General features: G+C 35.1%; 23 protein-coding genes and 1 riboswitch. Of the genes, 19 read left to right on the forward strand and 4 right to left on the reverse strand.

All coding sequences use genetic code 11. The features are described from left to right. The first annotated feature begins 88 nt into the window (after positions 1-88). Positions 89-195: riboswitch (SAM riboswitch) on the forward strand. Positions 196-350: 155 nt separating this feature from the next. From BCI01S_RS12830 to BCI01S_RS12850, 5 genes are all read left to right on the forward strand, one after another. After that, positions 351-1364, forward strand: coding sequence for a methionine ABC transporter ATP-binding protein (locus tag BCI01S_RS12830; RefSeq protein WP_061799037.1), 1014 nt, complete (start codon positions 351-353; stop codon positions 1362-1364). Then, complete coding sequence (locus tag BCI01S_RS12835; RefSeq protein ID WP_061799039.1) at positions 1354-2031, forward strand: methionine ABC transporter permease; 678 nt, start codon at positions 1354-1356, stop codon at positions 2029-2031. Before BCI01S_RS12830 ends, BCI01S_RS12835 begins: the two co-directional genes overlap by 11 nt. A gap of 32 nt (positions 2032-2063) precedes the next feature. Next, positions 2064-2888 carry a MetQ/NlpA family ABC transporter substrate-binding protein gene (locus BCI01S_RS12840; protein ID WP_047942208.1) on the forward strand — a complete coding sequence of 275 codons (825 nt, stop codon included), beginning with the start codon at positions 2064-2066 and terminating at the stop codon, positions 2886-2888. A gap of 274 nt (positions 2889-3162) precedes the next feature. Then, the gene (locus BCI01S_RS12845; RefSeq protein ID WP_061799041.1) at positions 3163-3708 is read left to right on the forward strand and encodes a polymer-forming cytoskeletal protein; all 546 of its coding nucleotides are present in this window, start codon (positions 3163-3165) and stop codon (positions 3706-3708) included. A gap of 206 nt (positions 3709-3914) precedes the next feature. Continuing rightward, on the forward strand, positions 3915-5189 hold the full coding sequence (locus BCI01S_RS12850) for an Nramp family divalent metal transporter (RefSeq protein ID WP_061799043.1): 1275 nt from the start codon (positions 3915-3917) through the stop codon (positions 5187-5189). Between the two features lie 162 nt (positions 5190-5351). Here BCI01S_RS12850 and BCI01S_RS12855 read toward each other — a convergent pair whose 3' ends face one another. Beyond that, complete coding sequence (locus BCI01S_RS12855) at positions 5352-5867, reverse strand: superoxide dismutase family protein (protein WP_061799045.1); 516 nt, start codon at positions 5865-5867, stop codon at positions 5352-5354. A gap of 128 nt (positions 5868-5995) precedes the next feature. Here BCI01S_RS12855 and kapB point away from each other — a divergent pair, with 128 nt between their 5' ends. After that, positions 5996-6385, forward strand: coding sequence for a kinase-associated lipoprotein KapB (gene kapB / locus BCI01S_RS12860; protein WP_061799047.1), 390 nt, complete (start codon positions 5996-5998; stop codon positions 6383-6385). Positions 6386-6427: 42 nt separating this feature from the next. Here the strand turns inward: kapB and kapD are convergent, their stop codons facing one another. Further along, a complete protein-coding gene (gene kapD, locus BCI01S_RS12865) occupies positions 6428-7045 on the reverse strand; it encodes a 3'-5' exonuclease KapD (RefSeq protein ID WP_047942214.1) in 618 nt (205 codons plus the stop codon). Positions 7046-7856: 811 nt separating this feature from the next. Between kapD and BCI01S_RS12875 the strand changes: the two genes are divergently transcribed. The 9 genes from BCI01S_RS12875 (at position 7857) to BCI01S_RS12915 (ending at position 14409) form a co-directional block, all read left to right on the forward strand. Then, positions 7857-10247 (forward strand): Na+/H+ antiporter subunit A, encoded by a 2391-nt coding sequence (locus BCI01S_RS12875; protein WP_061799051.1) that lies wholly within the window; start codon positions 7857-7859, stop codon positions 10245-10247. After that, complete coding sequence (locus tag BCI01S_RS12880; RefSeq protein ID WP_047942218.1) at positions 10234-10659, forward strand: Na(+)/H(+) antiporter subunit B; 426 nt, start codon at positions 10234-10236, stop codon at positions 10657-10659. The genes BCI01S_RS12875 and BCI01S_RS12880 overlap by 14 nt, the downstream gene beginning before the upstream one ends. Continuing rightward, complete coding sequence (locus tag BCI01S_RS12885) at positions 10659-10997, forward strand: Na(+)/H(+) antiporter subunit C (protein ID WP_047942219.1); 339 nt, start codon at positions 10659-10661, stop codon at positions 10995-10997. Before BCI01S_RS12880 ends, BCI01S_RS12885 begins: the two co-directional genes overlap by 1 nt. Next, the gene (locus BCI01S_RS12890; protein WP_047942221.1) at positions 10990-12462 is read left to right on the forward strand and encodes a Na+/H+ antiporter subunit D; all 1473 of its coding nucleotides are present in this window, start codon (positions 10990-10992) and stop codon (positions 12460-12462) included. Before BCI01S_RS12885 ends, BCI01S_RS12890 begins: the two co-directional genes overlap by 8 nt. A 5-nt stretch (positions 12463-12467) precedes the next feature. After that, a complete protein-coding gene (locus BCI01S_RS12895) occupies positions 12468-12944 on the forward strand; it encodes a Na+/H+ antiporter subunit E (protein WP_047942222.1) in 477 nt (158 codons plus the stop codon). Beyond that, complete coding sequence (locus BCI01S_RS12900; protein ID WP_047942223.1) at positions 12944-13231, forward strand: Na(+)/H(+) antiporter subunit F1; 288 nt, start codon at positions 12944-12946, stop codon at positions 13229-13231. Before BCI01S_RS12895 ends, BCI01S_RS12900 begins: the two co-directional genes overlap by 1 nt. Continuing rightward, positions 13212-13574 (forward strand): monovalent cation/H(+) antiporter subunit G, encoded by a 363-nt coding sequence (gene mnhG / locus BCI01S_RS12905; protein ID WP_047942224.1) that lies wholly within the window; start codon positions 13212-13214, stop codon positions 13572-13574. Before BCI01S_RS12900 ends, mnhG begins: the two co-directional genes overlap by 20 nt. Before the next feature lie 111 nt (positions 13575-13685). After that, entirely contained in the window at positions 13686-13868 is a 183-nt protein-coding gene (locus BCI01S_RS12910) for a hypothetical protein (RefSeq protein ID WP_047942225.1), read from the forward strand. A 142-nt stretch (positions 13869-14010) separates the two neighbouring features. Further along, positions 14011-14409: a YuzC family spore coat inner layer protein gene (locus BCI01S_RS12915; protein WP_141232331.1), complete on the forward strand. Its 399-nt coding sequence runs from the start codon at positions 14011-14013 to the stop codon at positions 14407-14409. A 196-nt stretch (positions 14410-14605) separates the two neighbouring features. Here the strand turns inward: BCI01S_RS12915 and BCI01S_RS12920 are convergent, their stop codons facing one another. Then, the gene (locus tag BCI01S_RS12920; protein WP_061799055.1) at positions 14606-14815 is read right to left on the reverse strand and encodes a hypothetical protein; all 210 of its coding nucleotides are present in this window, start codon (positions 14813-14815) and stop codon (positions 14606-14608) included. A gap of 240 nt (positions 14816-15055) precedes the next feature. Between BCI01S_RS12920 and BCI01S_RS12925 the strand changes: the two genes are divergently transcribed. The 3 genes from BCI01S_RS12925 to BCI01S_RS12935 all read left to right on the forward strand — a co-directional run bounded on the left by BCI01S_RS12925 (position 15056) and on the right by BCI01S_RS12935 (position 17401). Continuing rightward, complete coding sequence (locus BCI01S_RS12925; RefSeq protein ID WP_061799057.1) at positions 15056-15823, forward strand: glucose 1-dehydrogenase; 768 nt, start codon at positions 15056-15058, stop codon at positions 15821-15823. 65 nt (positions 15824-15888) lie between these two features. Beyond that, positions 15889-16386 carry a hypothetical protein gene (locus BCI01S_RS12930; protein ID WP_047942228.1) on the forward strand — a complete coding sequence of 166 codons (498 nt, stop codon included), beginning with the start codon at positions 15889-15891 and terminating at the stop codon, positions 16384-16386. A gap of 1 nt (position 16387) precedes the next feature. Beyond that, the gene (locus tag BCI01S_RS12935) at positions 16388-17401 is read left to right on the forward strand and encodes an alpha/beta fold hydrolase (RefSeq protein WP_053215672.1); all 1014 of its coding nucleotides are present in this window, start codon (positions 16388-16390) and stop codon (positions 17399-17401) included. A gap of 65 nt (positions 17402-17466) precedes the next feature. Here the strand turns inward: BCI01S_RS12935 and BCI01S_RS12940 are convergent, their stop codons facing one another. After that, positions 17467-18969, reverse strand: coding sequence for a leucyl aminopeptidase (locus tag BCI01S_RS12940; protein ID WP_061799061.1), 1503 nt, complete (start codon positions 18967-18969; stop codon positions 17467-17469). Between the two features lie 477 nt (positions 18970-19446). On the opposite strand from BCI01S_RS12940, the gene BCI01S_RS12945 reads away from it, so the two are divergent. Continuing rightward, a complete protein-coding gene (locus tag BCI01S_RS12945; protein WP_047942230.1) occupies positions 19447-19923 on the forward strand; it encodes a divergent PAP2 family protein in 477 nt (158 codons plus the stop codon). Positions 19924-20076 lie beyond the last annotated feature (153 nt).

Here is a 20076-nt window from a genome sequence, read left to right on the forward strand (position 1 = left end):
CCCCTCCAATCTAGCTATTTTAAAGGTAAATTTTTATTGACAATTCAGTATTTTAGCTTTATTATTCATTTAGTGAAAATTCCATAATTACTTATCAAGAGAGATTGAGGGAACAGGCCCGATGACATCCAGCAACCTCCTTTCCTAAAGGAAGGTGCTAACTCCTGCAGAATGACTTATTCTGAAAGATAAGATCGGTATATTTAATACGATACTTCTTTCAAAATGAAAGAAGTTTTTTTTATTTCCCAGACTTACCGAAAGGAATTTTCACCAATCTTAACCGATAAAGGTTTTAAAATAATGTTACAAAACATGGCGTTTTTGGCAAAGGGGGATAGTATTTTCTAATGATACAAATAAATGATTTGGTCAAAATATATAAAACAAAAAAAGAACAAGTCATTGGTGTTGACCATGTTTCTTTATCTATTAAAAGAGGCGAAATATTTGGAATTGTCGGCTATAGTGGAGCAGGGAAAAGCTCTCTGCTTCGCTGTCTCAATTTATTGGAAAAGCCAACCAGTGGAGAAATTATCATTGACAATATTTCTTTAACAAAGTTAAATCAAAAGCAATTAAGAGCTGCTCGCTTAAAAATAGGCATGATTTTTCAACATTTTTACCTTGTTAGTAGTAAAACGGTATATGAAAATATTGCTTTTGCTCTTAAAGCAGCTAATTTACCTTCTAAGAAAATACATAAACGGGTATTAGAGTTGCTTGATATGGTGGGGCTGGCAGATAAGAAAGATGTCTTTCCTGCCCAATTAAGTGGAGGACAAAAGCAAAGAGTCGGAATCGCAAGAGCCCTTGCAAATAATCCAACCGTACTTCTTTGTGATGAAGCAACTTCTGCACTTGATCCAACTACAACAAAATCCATTCTTGCGTTATTAAAAAAAATTAATAAGGAACTTGGTTTAACCATCGTTCTAATCACCCATGAAATGGAGGTTGTGAAAGATATTTGTGATCGAATGGCTGTCATGGAAGCAGGGAAGGTAGTGGAAGAAGGTCCAGTTTACGATATGTTTGCAAACCCAAAACAGGAGCTTACTAAAAACTTTGTAAATAGCATTCTTCAATTTGAATTACCTAACCACCTATTAGAAGAAAGAAAAGGGAAAATTATTAAGGTTACCTTTCAAGGTGCCATCGCGGAAGAGGGAATTATCTCGGACGCCTTTCAGCACTATCAGGTGAAGGGAAATATTCTTCATGGAAAAATTGAATATATTCAAAATAATCCCCTTGGTATTTTTATCATGGAATTAACAGGGGAAGAAAATGAAATTGTAAAAGCGATACAGTATATTAAAGATCGCACCAAAAATGTGGAGGTGATATATCATGCCTCTTAGTCTGGATTGGAATTATTTGATCGAGTTACTTCCCGACTTAAATTCAGCATTTTTTGAAACCTTATATATGGTTGGCATTTCTATTGTTGTGGCTATTATTGTGGGTTTACCGATTGGAATCCTCTTATTTGTAACAGATAAAGGATTGTTTCTCGAAAACACACTATTAAAAAACACGGTGGGCTTTGTTGTAAACATGGTGCGGTCAATCCCTTTCATTATCTTACTAATCGCCCTTTTACCATTAGCAAAATGGATTACCAACACAACGATTGGTCCTACTGCTGCTTCTGTTTCTCTATCTGTTGCTGCGATTCCGTTTTTTGCGAGAATAGTAGAACAAGCTTTTCGTGAAATTGATAAAGGAGTAATTGAAGCTTCCGTTGCTATCGGCGCTTCCCCATGGATGATTATCTGGCAAGTCTTAATACCAGAAGCAAGACCTGGAATTATTCAAGGAATCACTATTACCATTATTAATTTAATTGCCTATTCTGCTATGGCTGGAATAGTCGGCGGCGGCGGTGTAGGTGATCTTGCCATTCAATACGGCTATTATCGCTATGATAATACTGTCATGATTACGACTGTCGTTGTTCTCATTTGCTTAGTTCAAATCATTCAATTCTTTGGGGATAAAATATCCAAGACATTGGATAAGCGTTAATAATCACTTTAAGTTAATAGGAGGAAAAGACAATGAAAAAAATACTTATAGGAATTCTATTATTATTATCATTTACAGTACTTAGTGCTTGCGGACAAGACAAAAACAATGCAGATTCAGGGGAGAAAAAGGAAATTAATATTGGTGCTACTTCTGGTCCCTATGCAGACATGGTTAAAAAGGCAATTAAACCTATTTTAGAAGAGAAAGGCTATAAAGTAGAAGTTACAGAGTTTACAGATTATGTGCAGCCAAATAAAGCTCTAGCCGAGGGTAGTATTGATGCGAATCTATTCCAACATAAAATTTATATGGAATCTTTTGCTCAACAAAATAACATAGAGTTATCTGAACTAATTTCTGTTCCAACTGCACCAATGGGTATTTATTCCAAAAAGTTTAAAAGCTTGGAAGATATTACAGATGGGGCAACAATTGCTATCCCTAACGATCCTACCAATGCGGCTCGTGCCTTCTTAATTTTAGAGGAAGCTGGCTTAATTAAAATTGATCAAGCTGCGGATCCACTTACTGTGTCTGAAAAAGATGTGACAAAGAATATTAAAAACCTAAAATTTGAAACAATTGAAGCGGCACAATTACCTCGTGCAGTTGACAGTGTAGATTTATCCGCTGTACCAGGCAACTTCGCCCTAGCAGCAAAAATGAACTTATTAGATGCACTAAAACTAGAAAATATGCTCGATCAATATCGTAATCGTGTTGTTGTTAATACAAAAGACATAGATGCTCCATTCGCTAAAGATATCAAAGCCGCTGTTGAATCAGCAGAATTCGAAAAAGTAATTGATGAGGATTTTAAAGGCTTCGGTAAACCAGAGTGGATGAATCAATAAATTGATGTTACGCAGTTATAAAGAAGCGAGGTTTGTTGGGAATTTTTTCCCCGACAAACCTCGCTCTTTTTTTATGCAAAACGAATAACTGATGGAAGAAAAAGCCCGTTGCCAATTTTCTGATTATTAAAATAAAGTCACATATTCACCATATTTCTTTCACAAATTAGTCACACCTCCCCCCTCTACAACTACAAACTGTATGTTAATATAATGTTGTATTGTGAATCCATTCACATAACAATATAAAGAACATTTATAGGGGGAACTAATCATGAAAATTACACCAAAAGTTTTACTAGCTTCCATCTTAGCAGGAGCACTTTTAACTGCTTGTGGAAATACAGACACAGAACCAAAGAAAGAAGAGAAAAAAGCAGAACAATCAGCTGATGTAGTAACAACAGCTTCAATCGTAAATGAAGCAGATCCACTAGTGAAAGCATTAAGTGCTGATGGAACTTGGATTGTTGCAACACTTCAAGATTTAAAAGTAGACAGTGATATCTTAGTAGCTGGTGAATTCCACGATAAAAATGATGCTGCTAATCCAATCTATCGTAAACTTGCTCTTTATACACAAGATGAAGACCATAACATTATTGATTCCTTCACTTTAACAGCTCCTAAAATGACTGTACAAAGTGAAAATTTCAAAATCCAAGGCGGTACTTTTGTCGGTGATGTTTACGTAGAAGCTAATGGATTTACTATTGACGCTACTGCAAAAGTAGATGGTAATGTTTATTACAAAAGTGATGCATTTAAATCTTCTGCTGTAATTGATGGCGAAGTAACTGGTACACAAGAAGTAAAATAATAGCTTATAATACCTAGCTGGAAATTCAGCTAGGTATTTTTTGTATTTCCTGTATTCTACACTCCCATACTTCCTCAACAAATTAACAAAAATTCCTATAAATTAATAACACAAATAGATTGACAATTTTCTAATTTAGGAATATCTTTTATATAAAAGTTGCATTAACGAAACTTTTTAAACCAAAGCAAAATCAGGTGAGAAAAATGGACAGAAATCGATCTTTAGAAAAAATTCATTCTAAATCAGCAAAAAGTGTGTTTAGCAAGGAAGTTAAAGGTTGGAAAAAAATCCTTCCGTTTCTAGGACCAGCATTCATTGCGGCAATTGCCTACATTGATCCAGGAAACTTCGCAACGAATATTGCTGCTGGATCAAAATATGGATACTTATTATTATGGGTTATTCTTTTTTCTAATATTATGGCGTTAATTATTCAATCCTTATCAGCAAAATTAGGTATCGCTACCGGTAAAAATTTAGCAGAGATAGCACGAGAGGAATTTCCCAAGCCTGTATCTATCGGCTTGTGGATACAAGGTGAGCTTGTCATTATGGCAACAGATTTAGCAGAGTTTATTGGTGCAGCACTTGGTATTTATCTTCTCTTTGGTATTCCTTTACTGGAAGCTAGTCTGATTGCTGCTGTAGGATCTTTTGCTATTCTTGAATTACAAAGACGGGGATACCGTTCTCTAGAAGCAGGAATTACTGCGATGCTATTTATTGTTGTCCTTTCTTTTATTGTACAAATGTTCTTTGCGAATCCAGATGTTCCATCTTTATTACATGGGTTATTCACTCCACAATTTGATGGATTAGATAGCGTAATTTTAGCTGCTGGGATCCTTGGGGCTACAGTAATGCCACATGCGATTTACTTACATTCTGCATTAACACAGAATAGAATTGTTGGGGAAACGGATAAAGAGAAAAAGCAAATCTTCCGCTTTGAATTTATCGATATCCTTATTGCCATGTTGATTGCAGGATTTATTAATGGGGCAATGCTTATCGTCTCTAGTGCATTATTCCATAAAAATGGATTATTTGTAGAAGATTTAGATGTAGCTTTTAACTATTTTGGACAGTTAGTAAATCCCGTTTCAGCAACTTTATTTGGACTTGGTTTATTAATTGCTGGATTATCCAGTTCATCTGTAGGAACGATGTCTGGAGATGTTATTATGCAAGGATTTATTCATTTTCGCATTCCTTTATATGTAAGAAGATTTATTACAATGGTGCCTCCTATTGCTGTCATTGCATTAGGTATTAATCCAACAACTGCACTAGTAATAAGTCAAGTAATTTTATCATTTGGAATTGGTTTTGCTCTTATTCCATTAATAATGTTTACTAGTTCAAAACGTATCATGGGAAACCTAGTCAATACAAAATGGATTACGATTATTTCATGGGTTATGGCTATTTTAATTGTTGGATTGAATATTTTTATTCTCGTACAAACATTTCAGTAAAACAGGAATCTTATAAAGGCGAATCTAAATCTTTTTCGTATAAAAGAAGCAGAATAACAACACTAAAAAATCCTAAAACATTTTTTGTTTGTCCCAGCTTCTTAGAAATGAACCAAAGAAACAACAGGCGATCCTAAAAGTCGCCTGTTGTTTCATATAGAATTATTTCTTTTTAATCGATCCACATGCGATTCTTTCGCCTGAATCCCCTGCTGGTTGAGTCATTCCGTCATCTTGTTGTTCGGTAATAACGATTGAAGTCCCTTTTTTGCTGAATAAAGAATTTTTTCCATCTCTAAGGGTTACTTGTGGTGCCATTAGCTCAGCTTTTACGGTTCCATCCTCCTTTACCAAGATATTAGGTAAATCACCTGCATGGGCACCTTCTGGGTGAAGTAAACCATGTTCTTTATTATCTGGATTAAAGTGATTGCCTGCCGATTGAAAATCTGGAGCATCACATTTATTTGTTTCATGTATATGAATACCATGGATTCCTGGAGTTAGACCTTTTAAGTTTAAAGATAATTTTACTCCGTCAGCATGCTCCTGCAATTTAATTGTTCCTAAAGAGTCTCCCACATCATTAAACATTTCTACCTCTGCTTTTGTCACTTCCCCCTCCGCACAGCCGGTTAGGAAAATGGTTATCAGCACTAATAAACTCAGTTTTCTCATCTTTTTTCCTCCATGGACGGTTTGGTATTAATATTTGAAAAAAGACTCCTTATTATGCAGTTATTCTCGTTTATCAAACTATAGCCTTTGTGATACTATTAAAGGAAAGAAAATCTGGAGGGATTAGATTGTCAGAACTAGCTATCGGTTCCATCGTCACCGCTTTTTATAAAACTGGAAAATACATCGGGGAAATTACAGAGATTCGTCCTCAAAGTTATTTAGTACGGGTTCTTGCGGTCTTAAAGCATCCGATGCAAGGGGATTTGCATCAGCCAAAAGAGGCCATAGTTGATATTTTCCATGAAAGAAAAGCCCTTTCTTACCGAGAACAGATGAATGCTCCAAAGAAAATGGTCAAGCAATATAAGGAAGAATCCATTCCTTCTTATAATGATTCCCTACAAACAGCTATCGAAAAAATGCGTAAAGAGCTTCAAGAAGATGATTCTGCTTTCGCTATTCAAAGTTTAAAAAACTTGGAAATACTTAATGCAGAATATTATAAAATCGTTTAGAAGAAAATAACAAAAAGACGAGGAATGTATTCTTCGTCTTTTTTATGCAAACTTATTAAATAATTTAGACATATCAATTAAGTCTCCAATGGTTGGTTGATTAGATTTCCCCAAGTACTTCTTATCTTGCTCAACAAGTTTAAAAATATGATAAGTGGTTAAGGCATCATCTAAAGCACGATGATGTTTCCCAGTTCCCTCTCTGCCATATTCCCTAACTGCTTTCCATAAGCCTGTTTGGTTTTTATCACCAAAAAACCGCTTATATTCCATCGATAAATCAACTTCTTTACAAGATAGAATAAAGGGAAGTTGTGCTTTATGACAATTATCCTTTAGCACTTTCATATCCATGTTTCCCCATGTAACAATAATATTTTGATATCCGTTACAAATTGCCTCAAGCTTTTTCATTAGATCGTATAAAGATATCCCGTTATTTACTTGTTCTTGTGAAATATGTAGAAAAGATTTGCATCTCCTTGAAAGGGTTGAAAACTTACGGGGTACTACATATGAAGAAAACTGTTCCCTTATGGTATCACCAACAACGGCTACAATACCAACTTCAATAATTTCTGGATAAAACCCCTTAAACTTACTACTTTTCTCTGGCATGGTGAATTCAAAGTCAATAAATAAATACTGTTGCTTTTCCATTCTTTCACCTTCTTTTTTATCGATATTTCACATGAATCATCCTGTCTAAACCGTTCTTTCTTCTATTCATCTCGATAAACTAGCTGTCTTTTATTTATCTATATTATAACAGAATATCACTTAACCTTTTTAATTTTCTGTACTTTTATCTTTATTTTTTTTATTAACTTATCAGATCCATTTATTGGTTCTATGCAGAAATGCAACGTAAAAAAACACAGGATAGCTCTCCTGTTTAAATATAGTTTGGGAATACGAAAGACTGCTTCCATTTGGATATTTATGAAATAAACAAGTTTTCCCCTTACACATATTTTTCCTTCTACTGCAGAACATAAAAAAAGAACAACCCTTAATAAACGGCTGTCCCTTTTCGCTGCATTATTCTTCTGCGATTATCCTGATATATTCTCTTGGTTGAAAAGGAATCATCGTTTCATCGAAAAAAGGAGAGTTTGCCTCTTCTATGAAAAGAAGTTCCTCCAGTGAATAAAACTCTCTTTTTTGGAAGTTGTCCAATAAAATTCCAACAAAAAGACATAGAGAAAATAGACAAATGGAAATTTTTACCTTTATTTTCAATTGCATAGTATACCACCTCACCATTAGTTTGAGCAAAAAGGGGGATGTTTTACACAAAAAACAAAAAATTTTTTTCCTGTTTTAGACCATGTTTCTACCTATTTAATAGAAAGGTTTAGTCTTAACTTAATTTCTAGTTTCCTATATGCAGAGCGTTTTTTTTTGCGTTATACTTTAACATGTTCAATCATTTCAAGCGTCTTTTAGCAAAGTTTAAGGAGGGGTTAATTTGTCTATTCTTCACTGGGCTGTACTTGCACCATTTTTATACACCCTATTAATACCAATCACATTTATATTTAGGAAAAAAATACATACAGGATGGTTTGTTCTTCTACTTCCCTTGCTGTTGTTTATTTATTTTTGCCGAAACATTGGGACAACCTCAAATTTACATACGAAAGTAGAATCAATCCCCTGGATCCCATCACTAGGAATTGATTTCGCTGTAAAATTAGACGGTCTTGGCATACTATTTGCCTTATTAATAACTGGAATCGGTTCTCTTGTTATTCTTTATTCCATTTATTATTTGGATAAAAACAAAGAGAAGGTCAATCATTTCTATGTATATCTTCTGTTATTCATGGGAGCAATGCTCGGGGTCGTCTTATCTGATAATCTCATTGTTCTTTATATGTTCTGGGAAATTACAAGTATTTCTTCGTTCCTTTTAATAGGTTTTTGGAATAATCGAAGTAATTCGCGATATGGCGCAATCAAATCAATGGTTGTTACCGTATTTGGTGGTCTTTCCTTATTAGCAGGGATTGTCCTACTTTACCTAATGACCGGTTCCTTTACTATTTCAGAAATAATTACTTCTGTTCAACAAGAATCTATTATGTCTCATCCGTTATTTATTTTAGGGATGATTTGCATCTTACTTGGAGCATTTACAAAATCGGCCCAATTTCCCTTCCATATTTGGCTGCCTGATGCAATGGAAGCTCCAACACCAGTCAGCAGTTATTTGCATTCCGCTACAATGGTTAAAGCTGGAATATATCTTGTTGCCCGTTTAAGTCCTGTCTTTGCAGTGTCTGGTTATTGGCTGTGGATTGTATCACTTGTCGGGATTGTTACACTGATATATGGATCTTTTATGGCGATAAAACAAGTAGACTTAAAAGGTCTTCTCGCATACTCAACCATTAGTCAGCTCGGAATGATTATGTCTTTACTAGGGATTGGAGCTGCTGGTGTCCACTATGACAATGAAAGTGTGTATTACATTGCTACAGCTGCTGCAGTCTTCCATCTTGTCAACCATGCAACCTTTAAAGGAAGTTTGTTTATGATGGTTGGAATTGTTGACCACGAAACTGGAACAAGAGATATTCGCCGTTTAGGCGGCCTGATGAAAATTATGCCTATCACATTTGCTATCGCATTAATCGGCTCGATGTCTATGGCTGGAATCCCCCCATTTAATGGATTTCTAAGCAAAGAGATGTTCTTTGCAAGCATGTTAAATATTCTTGATTTCCAAATGTTTAACCTAGATACATGGGGAGTTTTATTACCTGTCATCGCCTGGGTCGGCAGCATCTTTACATTTGTCTATAGCATGATTCTTGCATTTAAAACTTTCACTGGAAAATATCAACCAGAAAAATTATCTACTAAACCACATGAAGCACCAATGGGTATGCTGATTTCACCCATTATCTTAGTATCACTTGTTGTCATATTTGGATTATTTCCTGGTCTTCTATCCAATACCATTCTTTCTCCTGCTATTACATCTATTTATGGCGGAGGCGTTTATGATCTGCATATCTATCACTGGCATGGATTTGAACCTGAGTTATTTATGACAATTGGGGTCATTGTATTGGGAATAATTCTCTATTTAACTGTGGGAAAATGGTCTGTTATCTATCAAGCCATTCCTGTTATTTGGAATCGAATATATGATTGGTTATTTGGCGAAACAGAAAATGGATTTAACAAGCTGACAAACAGATATATGACAGGTTCCTTGCGCACCTATCTCATTTATATCTTTTCTTTCTTTATCCTAATCCTCTCTTATACTTTATTTGCAAAGGATGGATTTACAATAGACACTTCCCGACTAGCACCAATTGGTGGATACGAAGTAGTACTGTCGCTTGTTCTGGTGATTTCCACCATAGCTATACTATTTGCTAAATCCCGTTTGACCTCTATTATTCTTTTAGGGGCAGTCGGATATACCGTTTCTTTATTTTACGTAGTATTTCGCGCACCTGACCTTGCTTTAACTCAATTAGTTATTGAAACAGTTTCCGTTGCTTTATTCTTATTGTGTTTTTACCATTTACCTAGAAATGCTAGAAAAAAGGAAAGTATTCCTTTCAAATTATCAAATGCAATTATTTCCGTACTAGTAGGACTCGTAGTGATGGTTATTGCGATTGCCTCCTATAGCACGAAACTGTTCGATTCCATTTCTCAATTTTATGTGGAGAATACTTATACGAAAGCAGCAGGAGAAAACATGGTAAATGTTATCTTAGTGGATTTCAGGGGATTTGATACACTCTTTGAAATTACAGTATTAGCAATTGCTGCTATTGGTATTTATTCGATGATAACTTTGAGAATGGGAGGAAAGAAAAATGAAAATAAATAATTTAGTTTTACAAACCATTACAAAAGTCATTGTCTTTTTGATACTTCTGTATGCAGTTGATCTCTTTTTTTCTGGTCACTATACACCAGGCGGAGGCTTTATCGGCGGATTAATGGCAAGTGGAGCAATAGTTCTATTGCTGATAGCTTATGATTTAAAATTAGTAAAAAAAATCTTTCCTGTTAATTTTATCTATGTTACTGCAATAGGCTTGCTGATAAGCACTTTAACAGGAATGATTGCCGTATTAGATGGGAAACCATTTTTAACGCATTTTTTTAATAAACATGCGCACTTACCTTTATTAGGAGAAACGTCCCTTCACACTGCTGCACTGTTTGATCTCGGGGTTTTCCTAGTAGTAGTGGGAGTTACAATGACCATTATTCAAACGATTGGAGAGGATGACTAATGGAATTCTTAATGGCATTCATTATCGGCATTTTATTTATGTGTGCGACGTATTTAATACTTTCTAAGAGTCTATTGCGCATTATTATTGGAACTGGCCTTCTTAGCCATGGGGTTCACTTATTAATATTAACGATGGGTGGTTTAAAGAAAGGTGCTGCTCCTCTCTTAGGTCAGCATGCTGACAGTTATTCTGACCCGTTACCCCAAGCATTAATATTAACTGCGATTGTTATTAGCTTTGGTGTCACTTCCTTCTTATTAGTACTTGCCTACAGAACTTATCAAGAATTAGGGACAGATAATCTGGAGAAATTGAGAGGGAAAAAGCATGAGTAATTTAATTCTATTTCCAATTTTAATTCCTTTACTCACAGGAATCATGTTGATTTTCTTTTATAAGAAGACCATCTTACAACGGATTATTTCCCTATTGAGCACTAGTGTTTCGATTATTATTGTGCTATTTATGATAGATAAAATCAAAAACGAGGGAATTCAAACAGTAAATTTGAGTAATTGGGATGCACCGTTTGGGATAACGATTGTATCAGATATGGTATCAGCACTTCTTGTGTTAACAACAAATATAATCGCCTTTTGTTGTATCCTCTACTCCTTTAAGGGAATCGATAGAGAAAGGGAAAATTACTTTTATTACGCTATGATTCAATTTCTCTTAGTTGGTGTTATTGGTGCGTTTTCAACTGGCGATATCTTTAACTTGTTTGTATTCTTTGAAGTAATGTTAATGGCTTCCTATGTACTACTTGTTCTTGGAAATACAAAAATTCAATTAAGAGAAACAGTAAAATATATTATTGTAAATGTTGTCGCTTCCGCACTCTTCGTTATTGCCGTTGCCTATATTTATTCTGTTGTTGGAACTTTAAATATGGCGTCTATTTCAGAACGAATCAGTGAAGTGGATGGATCAGGCATATTAACGGTCATAGCTGTCCTGTTCTTAATCGTTTTTGGATTAAAAGGGGCTCTCTTCCCGTTATTTTTCTGGCTTCCAGGATCTTATTATGCCGCTCCAATACCGATACTTGCATTATTTGGAGCGCTATTAACAAAAGTTGGAGTTTATTCGATTGCCCGGACGTACTCCCTCTTCTTCTATGAAGATTCTTATGTCTTTGCATTATTAGGTACCCTTTCTTTACTAACCATTATTTTAGGAGCAATTGGAGCAATTGCCTATAATGATGTCAAAAAAATTATTATCTATAATATCGTTACGGCAATTGGGGTTATCTTGTATGGATTCTCTATTTTTAATAGTACTTCCTTAAATGGATCGATTTTCTACCTTTTACATGACATGGTTATTAAAGGAGCACTGTTTCTATTAATCGGAATCATGATTTATATTACTGGAACTAGTAATTTAAAATATATGAGTGGCTTAATGAAAAAATATCCTCTACTTACTTGGACTTTCTTTCTTGCAGCACTTGGACTTGCAGGTATTCCGCCATTAAGTGGCTTTATTGGTAAATTACTAATTATCCAGGGAGCGTTTGAAGAAAGTAATTATATTGGAAGTTTTATTGTTGTGCTATCGAGTCTCCTCGTTCTACTATCTGTTATCAAGATATTTGTTAAAGCTTTTTGGGGAGAAGAATCAGATAATATTACTAGAAAGCCTATAAAAACACTTTTACTGCCCGGATGTTTACTAGTCCTTCTTTCTTGTCTAATCGGAATTGGTGCAGAGGTGATTTCACCATATATTTCTCTCGCTGTTGAAAGTTTATTGCAGCCGGAAAACTATATAAATGCCGTATTAAAGGAGTGATGACAATGGCATTTCAATTATTATTAAATTTTGTAATCAGTTTTATTTGGATGTTTCTGAAAGGCTCCTTCGCTCCAGATACGTTTCTAATCGGCTTTATTATCGGATTGATTCTCATTTTTATTACAAGAAGATTTTTCTCCGATAAGTTTTATTTATATCGAGTTGTTTCTATATTAAAGCTTTTAGGTATTTTTCTAAGAGAATTAGTACTTTCTAATATTGCCGTGTTAAAAATTATTCTTCAACCAAGGTTAAAAGTAACGCCGGGTATTTTTGCCCTCGAAACGGATTTAAGGAAAGACTGGGAAATAACGCTACTTTGTAACCTTATCACCCTGACACCTGGAACCCTTGTTGTAGATATTTCAGAAGATAATAAAATCCTATATATTCATGCAATCGATATTAGCGATAAAGAGGCCGCTATCAGCAGTATCAAAAATAGCTTTGAAAAAGCCATACAAGAGGTGAGTATTTGATGTTCCAGACGATTATGCATATATCTTTATTTATTGTTTCTACCTCGACGATTTTATTTATTTATCGAGTTGTAAAGGGACCTTCTACTCCCGATAGAGTAGTCGCTTTAGATGCCATCGGAATCAACCTTGTTGCGATTACTGCTATTTTATCAGTGGTGTTAAAAACATCAGCCTTTTTGGAAGTTATTCTTCTCATTGGTATTTTAGCCTTTATTGGTACGGTAGCTTTCTCGAAGTATCTGGAGAAAGGAGTAATAATCGAAAATGACCGCGACAATCATTAGCATTATCATAGCTATTCTTATTCTCTTAGGAGCCTTATTAAGTCTGGTTGCAAGCATTGGCGTATTACGATTACCTGATGTGTACACAAGAAGTCACGCAGCATCTAAATCTGCGACACTAGGGGTCATGTTTATCCTTCTTGGTGCTTGTCTCTACTTTTTCCAGTCGGAACGAATTTTCAATTCCCGTTTAATTCTTGCCATCGCCTTTATTTTCTTAACATCTCCAGTTGCGGGACAACTTATTATTCGCTCTGCTTATAACAGAAAAATACCAATGGCAGATGAAGCGATAAGAGATGATTTAAAAGAAGCGAGAAACGCTGCTGCGAAAAGCAAATAAGCCCATCATTTGCCTGCGGAACCAATGTTTTTAGCAGGATAAGCTATCGATCATAAGCAAATAATATTCCTGTCCTGTCATTGGACTAATACAGAACAGGAGTACAATAATATGAAAAATATACGTGAAGGATTAATCCCCACTGTTCTTGGAACAGCCGTTACAACTGCTGGCATTGCCATGAAAAAAAATCGTAAAATCGATTCCATGATTTCCAATACAGTCTTTGGATTTGGACTAGCACATGTAGTCTTAGGAACAATTGATTTAATCGAACACCGTAGTAAGTTTTAAGAAAAAATAAAACATCTTAAAGTTATGCATACATTAAAGACTTGAAATCGAAACAGGCTATTTTTTCCTGATGTGATTTCAAGTCTTTTCTTATTCATAAATTCCCTTTATAAGGAATAGAATAAAAGAAGCAAAATTATGCATGAAAGGAATGGCTACTATGTACCACGCTCGATATTATCATCGTAAAATCCCTACTTTAGCAGCATTCCACCCATATCTTCATTACCCTCTCTATTTTCGAGAACTCCCAGAAGCGAATCCTTCTAAACTCATCAATTCTGCTAAGGATACCCTAACTTTATTGCCTGATGTGGAGACCTGTTTAAAAAAATTAGCTAACTCTCCTGACTTTTCCAAGAATCTCATGAATGCCGCTCAATTATCTAAAACGGAAACAGTGGAGCAATTAATAAAATCAATTGGCGTAAAAGAATCCCCTACAATAGCTTATAATCCTGATGGGATCACATTAAATTTCGACCATAAAAATAAGCCACCCTATTGCTGCTTCTTATCTGTTCAATTGAGATGGCGTTAGCATTTTTTTAGTTGTTCATAATAGATTATTTCAGGCTGTATAACGTACTGCCTGAAATAATCCGATAAAGAATAAGTGAACTTTATTTTTCTAAAACGCTTTTTGTTATGATTGATTATACCTGTTCAATCATTGCTATATAATTAATTGTACCTTTTACCAAAACAGCTATTCTTCTATCCAATTGATGGATTTTTTAGTAATAAGGATACGGTCCATATGGTCCCGGAGCAAACGGAGCTGGACCAAAAGGAACAGGGCCATATGGGACAGGACCAAAAAACGGTCTTGGTCTAACTAAAGCCCCGCCTATTACTCCTCCTAATAAACCACCCACAAAGGGTGCTGCAAACCAGGCTCTTGAATCTTGCTGTGGATATTGATACTGATAAGGGTATCCATACATTCTTCAACATTACCTCCACTCTCATTTTAGACTTATTTCTCTTCTCTATTTTCTATGCGAATGTCCCCCTTTTGGACTGGGCTATCGCCTTATATCGCTAAATTTCTAGAAATAAATGCTTTCTTTGTTAATAAAAAAAGTGCAGGATAGGCATAGGTAATTCCATTAATTTATTCACGCTTAGGTCATTGCTTGTCTATACTATATGGAATAGATGTCGCAGGAGGAATGGTAAAGAAAATGAATTCACTTTTTGATTTCACGAATAAGACGGCAATTATCTCAGGGGGAAGTCGAGGGTTAGGAGAACAAATGGCCAAAACGCTGGGTGAAGCTGGAGCTAACATTGTCATTTGTTCCAGAAACTTAGAACAGTGTACAAAAACTGCTGCTAAATTACAAGATAAAGGAATAAAGGTATTAGCCCTTCCATGCGATGTATCCAAAAAAGAGGATATAGACCATGTTATTAGCCAAACAATCGCCAAATTCCAAACTATAGATATCTTAATTAATAACAGCGGTACTTCCTGGATGGCACCTTTTCTTGATTATCCCGAAGAGAAATGGGATAAAGTACTTGATGTTAATCTCAAAGGATCTTTTTTATTTTCACAGGCAGCTGCTAAAAAAATGGCAGAACAAAAAAAGGGCAAAATAATTAATGTTTCTTCTGTTACCGCATTTAACGGAACTCCGCCGCACTTATTAGATGCAATTGCTTATAACACGAGTAAAGGCGCACTCATTACATTAACCAAAGAATTAGCTATTAAGTTAGCCCGTTATAATATCCAAGTAAATGCGATTGCGCCAGGTTTTTTCCCGACAAGTATTACGACTAAATTAGAAGATAGTAAAAACCTAATTACTGCTGGAATTCCAGCAAGGCGCTTAGGGGAATTAAGTGATTTAGATGGAATTATTCTGCTCTTAGCTGGAGAATCTTCCAATTATATCACAGGACAAACAATTGCCATTGATGGTGGACTTTCCTCTAGTTTATAAAAAAGGGAGTCTAGAAATAAGCTTTAGGATGTTCACTAAAAAAGAAAAGAAAGAGGGATAGGAAAATGGCACACGTTACAATCGATTTTTATGAGTTATTAAAGAAAGGCGGCACTTTATTACAATATCGGTTAAATAACCGTATTAAGAACAGTTTAAATCAAATGTCCATTATTGATTTCACAACTTCAAAAATGAATCCATTAACAAACAAATTAGATCAAATTCAAACTTATACAGAGCAATTAAGTAATTATATGAATCTACCTACTAAAACAGACCTTGCAAACGCAACCCAGTTAATTCTTCAATCAGAAGAAAAAATCGATAATCTTGATGATCAGTTATTTGAATTAACGACAATGATGAAAGAAGTCAAACAACTAATTGAACAATTAAGCATGAATCCTTCTGATGATTACTCCAATCAATTGACAAATATCATTACTGAGCAAGAACAGCGTATTTCCACACTTCAAAATGAATTAGTGCAAGCAAAACAACAATTGGATTCACAAAAAGACGAACTCAGCTTTTCTACTATTTCCAATCAGGCGATATAATATGGCAAAAAAAAGTCTAGCTAAATTTATTCATACCTTATCGTACGATCCTGCCGTTGGACAATCAGAAAAATATGCCATTTGGAAAAAAAACAAAGCAACTTTATGGTATTACCCTTCTAAAGAAAGAAAATATAAAGAATCGATTTTTCTTGTTTATTCAATCGTGAATAAACCATATATTCTTGACTTAGGTCCCTCCATGAGTTTAATTGAGGCATTTAATAACGCAGGGTATGATACGTATTTAATTGATTTTGGGATTCCTGCATACGAGGATCGTCATTTAACCATTGATGATTATATAGCAAAGTATATTCAACCAGGTTTTAAACGAGCGATGCGACATGCTAACTCCGATTCCTTTACTGTCATTGGTTTTTGTTTAGGAGGAACACTTGCCAGCATATTTGCAGCATTAGATAATCGTTATATTAAAAATTTAATTCTTGCGGTGTCTCCAATTAACTTTTCCGATTTTCCGGACTATGATAAGTGGCTGAATGCTCTTCGCGAAAATGAACTGCACCTTGAGGAATTAATCGATAAAATGGGCATTGTACCTCCTGAATCGGTTAAATATGGAACTAGATTACTTGTTGCTCCTCTTTCCTTCAGCCATTATTTAGCACTTTTAAATCGTTCTGGCGAAGAAACATACTCGGAAAAATGGGCACGAATGAACAAATGGACACTCGATCATATCCCTGTAGCTGGGGCAACGTTTAAACAACTTATGAATGACTTTGTCAGGGACAATAAGATGATTGAGGGTGGTTTAACAATCAATGGAGAAGAGGTTGATTTGTCTAACATTCACTCTAATTTACTTGTATTTTCCACCAAGAATGATCCTCTTGTTCCAAGTTCTCTCTGCGAACCAATTATGGATCTTGTTTCAAGTCAAGATAAATCCTTTGTTTTATTTGATGGCGGGCATGCTGGTCTCGTTGCGAGTACTCATATGCCAGAACCAATGGAAAAGTGGCTGCAAGCACATAGTACCCCCCTATAAAAAACCAGACCCCATCAATCGATAAAATGGGGTCTGGTGATTTCTTCTATAGATCTACGTATTTTCTATTTTATACTTTCAAATCTTTCTACAAACAATGCTAATGTTCTAGTCATAGCGCCTGTTCCACCTGGCTGACCTAAATCAGTAGCCTTACTTTGTGTAGATGTTCCAGCAATATCTAAATGAACCCATGGCGTTTCCTCTGCAAATTCGCCGATAAAGGCACCACCCATGATTGCATGACCAGCGGCACCTGGTGAATTATTTAAATCTGCAATCGGACTATTGCGCACTAATTTCTTATGACTCTCAAAAATAGGCAGTCTCCACATTTGTTCCCCTGCTTCATAGGAAGCTTCTAACACCTGTTCAAATAAAGATTCATTATTCGTCATTGCACCTGTCGTTTCCATTCCTAAAGCGGTAATTACTCCACCTGTAAGGGTTGCGACATCTACAAGGTAGTCAGCGCCATGATGTTTTGCGTAAGTTACTGCATCTGCTAAAACTAAGCGACCTTCTGCATCTGTATTTAATACCTCAATTGTTTTTCCACTCATCGATGTGATAACATCATCTGGTTTAAACGCATTACCACTTATCATATTATCAGTAGATGGAATAACTGCAACGACATTTTGTTCTGGTCTCAATTCTCCAATAATCTCCATTGCTCCAAGAACTGCTGCTGCACCGCCCATATCCGTTTTCATACCGACAATACCAGTTTTTGTCTTAATAGAATAACCACCTGTATCAAAGGTAATCCCTTTTCCTACTAAGCCGATGACATCTTCCCAGTTATCTTTTCCCTGGTATTTCAGCACAATCATTTTAGGAGGCTCTGTCGAACCTTGGTTCACAGCAAGCAATGCACCCATACCAAGCTTTAGCATATCTTCTCTCTCTAATATTTCTGCCTCAAAGCCATATTTTCCCGCTAATTCTAGTGCATAATTAGCTAAATCTGCTGCTTTTAGCATATTCCCTGGCAGGTTAACTAGCGTACGCGCAGAGTTTGTTGCCTGACCATATACATACCCTACTTTTAGCGCTGACATAACTTCCTCTTCCTCTACATGACTATAAACAGTAATTTCTGTAATCTTTTTTTCTGGTTCATTTGATTTTTGTTTATAACCTGAAAACTCATAGGTAGCAAGACCAAACGCTTCACTGCTTGCATGAGCAACATCTTGTGCATCATTTTCCTCTGATACAAAGGAATCCAAGTATATAGCTGTTTCCACCCATTTTTCACTAGTAATGCGTTTAAAGGTTGCTCCAAAGATTGCTTTTAGCTCATCAAAGGTCAGTTCTTTCTCTTTTCCTAATCCAACAAAAATAATTCGTTTTGCTCCAATTTTTCCAAAAGTATGTATAACCGTAATGGCCTTTTTCTTTGCTGAAATATCCCCATCTTTTACTAAACTAGTTAATTCTCCTTCAAACTGTTCGTCTAGTAATTGCAGCTTACCTTCTAATTTAATAGACTTATCAAATAATCCAATAATAATATTTTCATGATTATTTTGAAAATCCCATTCTTTCTGATATGAAAACATAATCAATTCCTCCATTCTATTTCTACTTCTATTATAACGAATTTATTTATCATTTCGTATATCTAATTAAATTTACATCATCCATTTCTAAATGATAATGCTGCATTCCTAAAGATTAGCTGCAGCTGAATGATTTATTTTGAAAAACAACTTTCTTATAAAAGGTACCAAAATGTAAAAAGATTTTTCGAATTTAAGTAGAAAGCACAATATTTGGTTATGTTATAATAAGATAAGTGGAAAAGCAAAGAGAGCATTGAAAATTGCCCTCAACCATTTAAAAATGAATCGCATTTTTGTTTTTCCATGGCTTTGAAAGCAAATAATACAGAATGAAATTCATTTTAACCCTATATCTAGCTCCACTGTCTACCTCCTTATTTCCATTAATTCTCCTTATATGAAAGATTAATAATGAGTTAAATAAGGTATACATACTAAAAGTACATATTTTTCACAGAATGATGAGGTGTTTTTATGGAACTACTAGCTAACTTTCCTTTACTTGCGAGTTTGGCTGCAATCTTTTTTGCGCAATTTGTCAAAGTGCCAATCACTTTTTTTGTTACGAAAAAAATTGACTGGTCTTTGTTAACTAGTACAGGAGGAATGCCAAGTTCTCACTCAGCAGCTGTAACTGCTCTTTCTACTGGTGTGGCTCTGCAAACTGGCTTTGATTCACCGATCTTTGCAGTTGCTGCTATTTTTGCGATAATCACTATGTTTGATGCTACAGGCGTTAGAAGACAGGCAGGAGAACAAGCAATTGTTTTAAATCGCTTAGTAAACGATTTTAATAAGTTCTTAAATGAAGCAAAAGGATGGCAAAACAAACCGGAGCAGGAAAAAAGAAAAGAATTAAAAGAATTGTTAGGACATAAACCGATAGAAGTATTTTTTGGTGGACTAACCGGAATTGTATTGACGCTTGTTTTACATATGCTAATTTATTAACCTTGACTTTATAAATACAAATAAATACTGCTTAAGATATTATATTCTAAAGCAGTTTTATTTATTCTAAAAAAGAAGGATATCCTAAAAATCAACTAACATTTTTTGTTAGGACCTTGATTTTAGAATATCCTTTTTACTTGATAATTAGTA

The organism is Niallia circulans NBRC 13626 (genome assembly GCF_001591585.1).
Classification (GTDB): Bacteria; Bacillota; Bacilli; order Bacillales; family Cytobacillaceae; genus Niallia; species Niallia circulans.

Coding starts and splice junctions, on each gene's coding strand:
- BCI01S_RS12935 (WP_053215672.1), top strand. CDS start 16,388: ATGGCAAAAAAAAGTCTAGCTAAATTTATTCATACCTTATCGTACGAT.
- BCI01S_RS12910 (WP_047942225.1), top strand. CDS start 13,686: ATGAAAAATATACGTGAAGGATTAATCCCCACTGTTCTTGGAACAGCC.
- BCI01S_RS12930 (WP_047942228.1), top strand. CDS start 15,889: ATGGCACACGTTACAATCGATTTTTATGAGTTATTAAAGAAAGGCGGC.
- BCI01S_RS12880 (WP_047942218.1), top strand. CDS start 10,234: ATGAAAATAAATAATTTAGTTTTACAAACCATTACAAAAGTCATTGTC.
- BCI01S_RS12840 (WP_047942208.1), top strand. CDS start 2,064: ATGAAAAAAATACTTATAGGAATTCTATTATTATTATCATTTACAGTA.
- BCI01S_RS12925 (WP_061799057.1), top strand. CDS start 15,056: ATGAATTCACTTTTTGATTTCACGAATAAGACGGCAATTATCTCAGGG.
- BCI01S_RS12920 (WP_061799055.1), bottom strand. CDS start 14,815: ATGTATGGATACCCTTATCAGTATCAATATCCACAGCAAGATTCAAGA.
- mnhG (WP_047942224.1), top strand. CDS start 13,212: ATGACCGCGACAATCATTAGCATTATCATAGCTATTCTTATTCTCTTA.
- BCI01S_RS12845 (WP_061799041.1), top strand. CDS start 3,163: ATGAAAATTACACCAAAAGTTTTACTAGCTTCCATCTTAGCAGGAGCA.
- BCI01S_RS12915 (WP_141232331.1), top strand. CDS start 14,011: ATGAAAGGAATGGCTACTATGTACCACGCTCGATATTATCATCGTAAA.
- BCI01S_RS12885 (WP_047942219.1), top strand. CDS start 10,659: ATGGAATTCTTAATGGCATTCATTATCGGCATTTTATTTATGTGTGCG.
- BCI01S_RS12855 (WP_061799045.1), bottom strand. CDS start 5,867: ATGAGAAAACTGAGTTTATTAGTGCTGATAACCATTTTCCTAACCGGC.
- BCI01S_RS12940 (WP_061799061.1), bottom strand. CDS start 18,969: ATGTTTTCATATCAGAAAGAATGGGATTTTCAAAATAATCATGAAAAT.
- BCI01S_RS12900 (WP_047942223.1), top strand. CDS start 12,944: ATGTTCCAGACGATTATGCATATATCTTTATTTATTGTTTCTACCTCG.
- kapD (WP_047942214.1), bottom strand. CDS start 7,045: ATGGAAAAGCAACAGTATTTATTTATTGACTTTGAATTCACCATGCCA.
- BCI01S_RS12830 (WP_061799037.1), top strand. CDS start 351: ATGATACAAATAAATGATTTGGTCAAAATATATAAAACAAAAAAAGAA.
- BCI01S_RS12835 (WP_061799039.1), top strand. CDS start 1,354: ATGCCTCTTAGTCTGGATTGGAATTATTTGATCGAGTTACTTCCCGAC.
- BCI01S_RS12895 (WP_047942222.1), top strand. CDS start 12,468: ATGGCATTTCAATTATTATTAAATTTTGTAATCAGTTTTATTTGGATG.
- BCI01S_RS12850 (WP_061799043.1), top strand. CDS start 3,915: ATGGACAGAAATCGATCTTTAGAAAAAATTCATTCTAAATCAGCAAAA.
- BCI01S_RS12890 (WP_047942221.1), top strand. CDS start 10,990: ATGAGTAATTTAATTCTATTTCCAATTTTAATTCCTTTACTCACAGGA.
- BCI01S_RS12945 (WP_047942230.1), top strand. CDS start 19,447: ATGGAACTACTAGCTAACTTTCCTTTACTTGCGAGTTTGGCTGCAATC.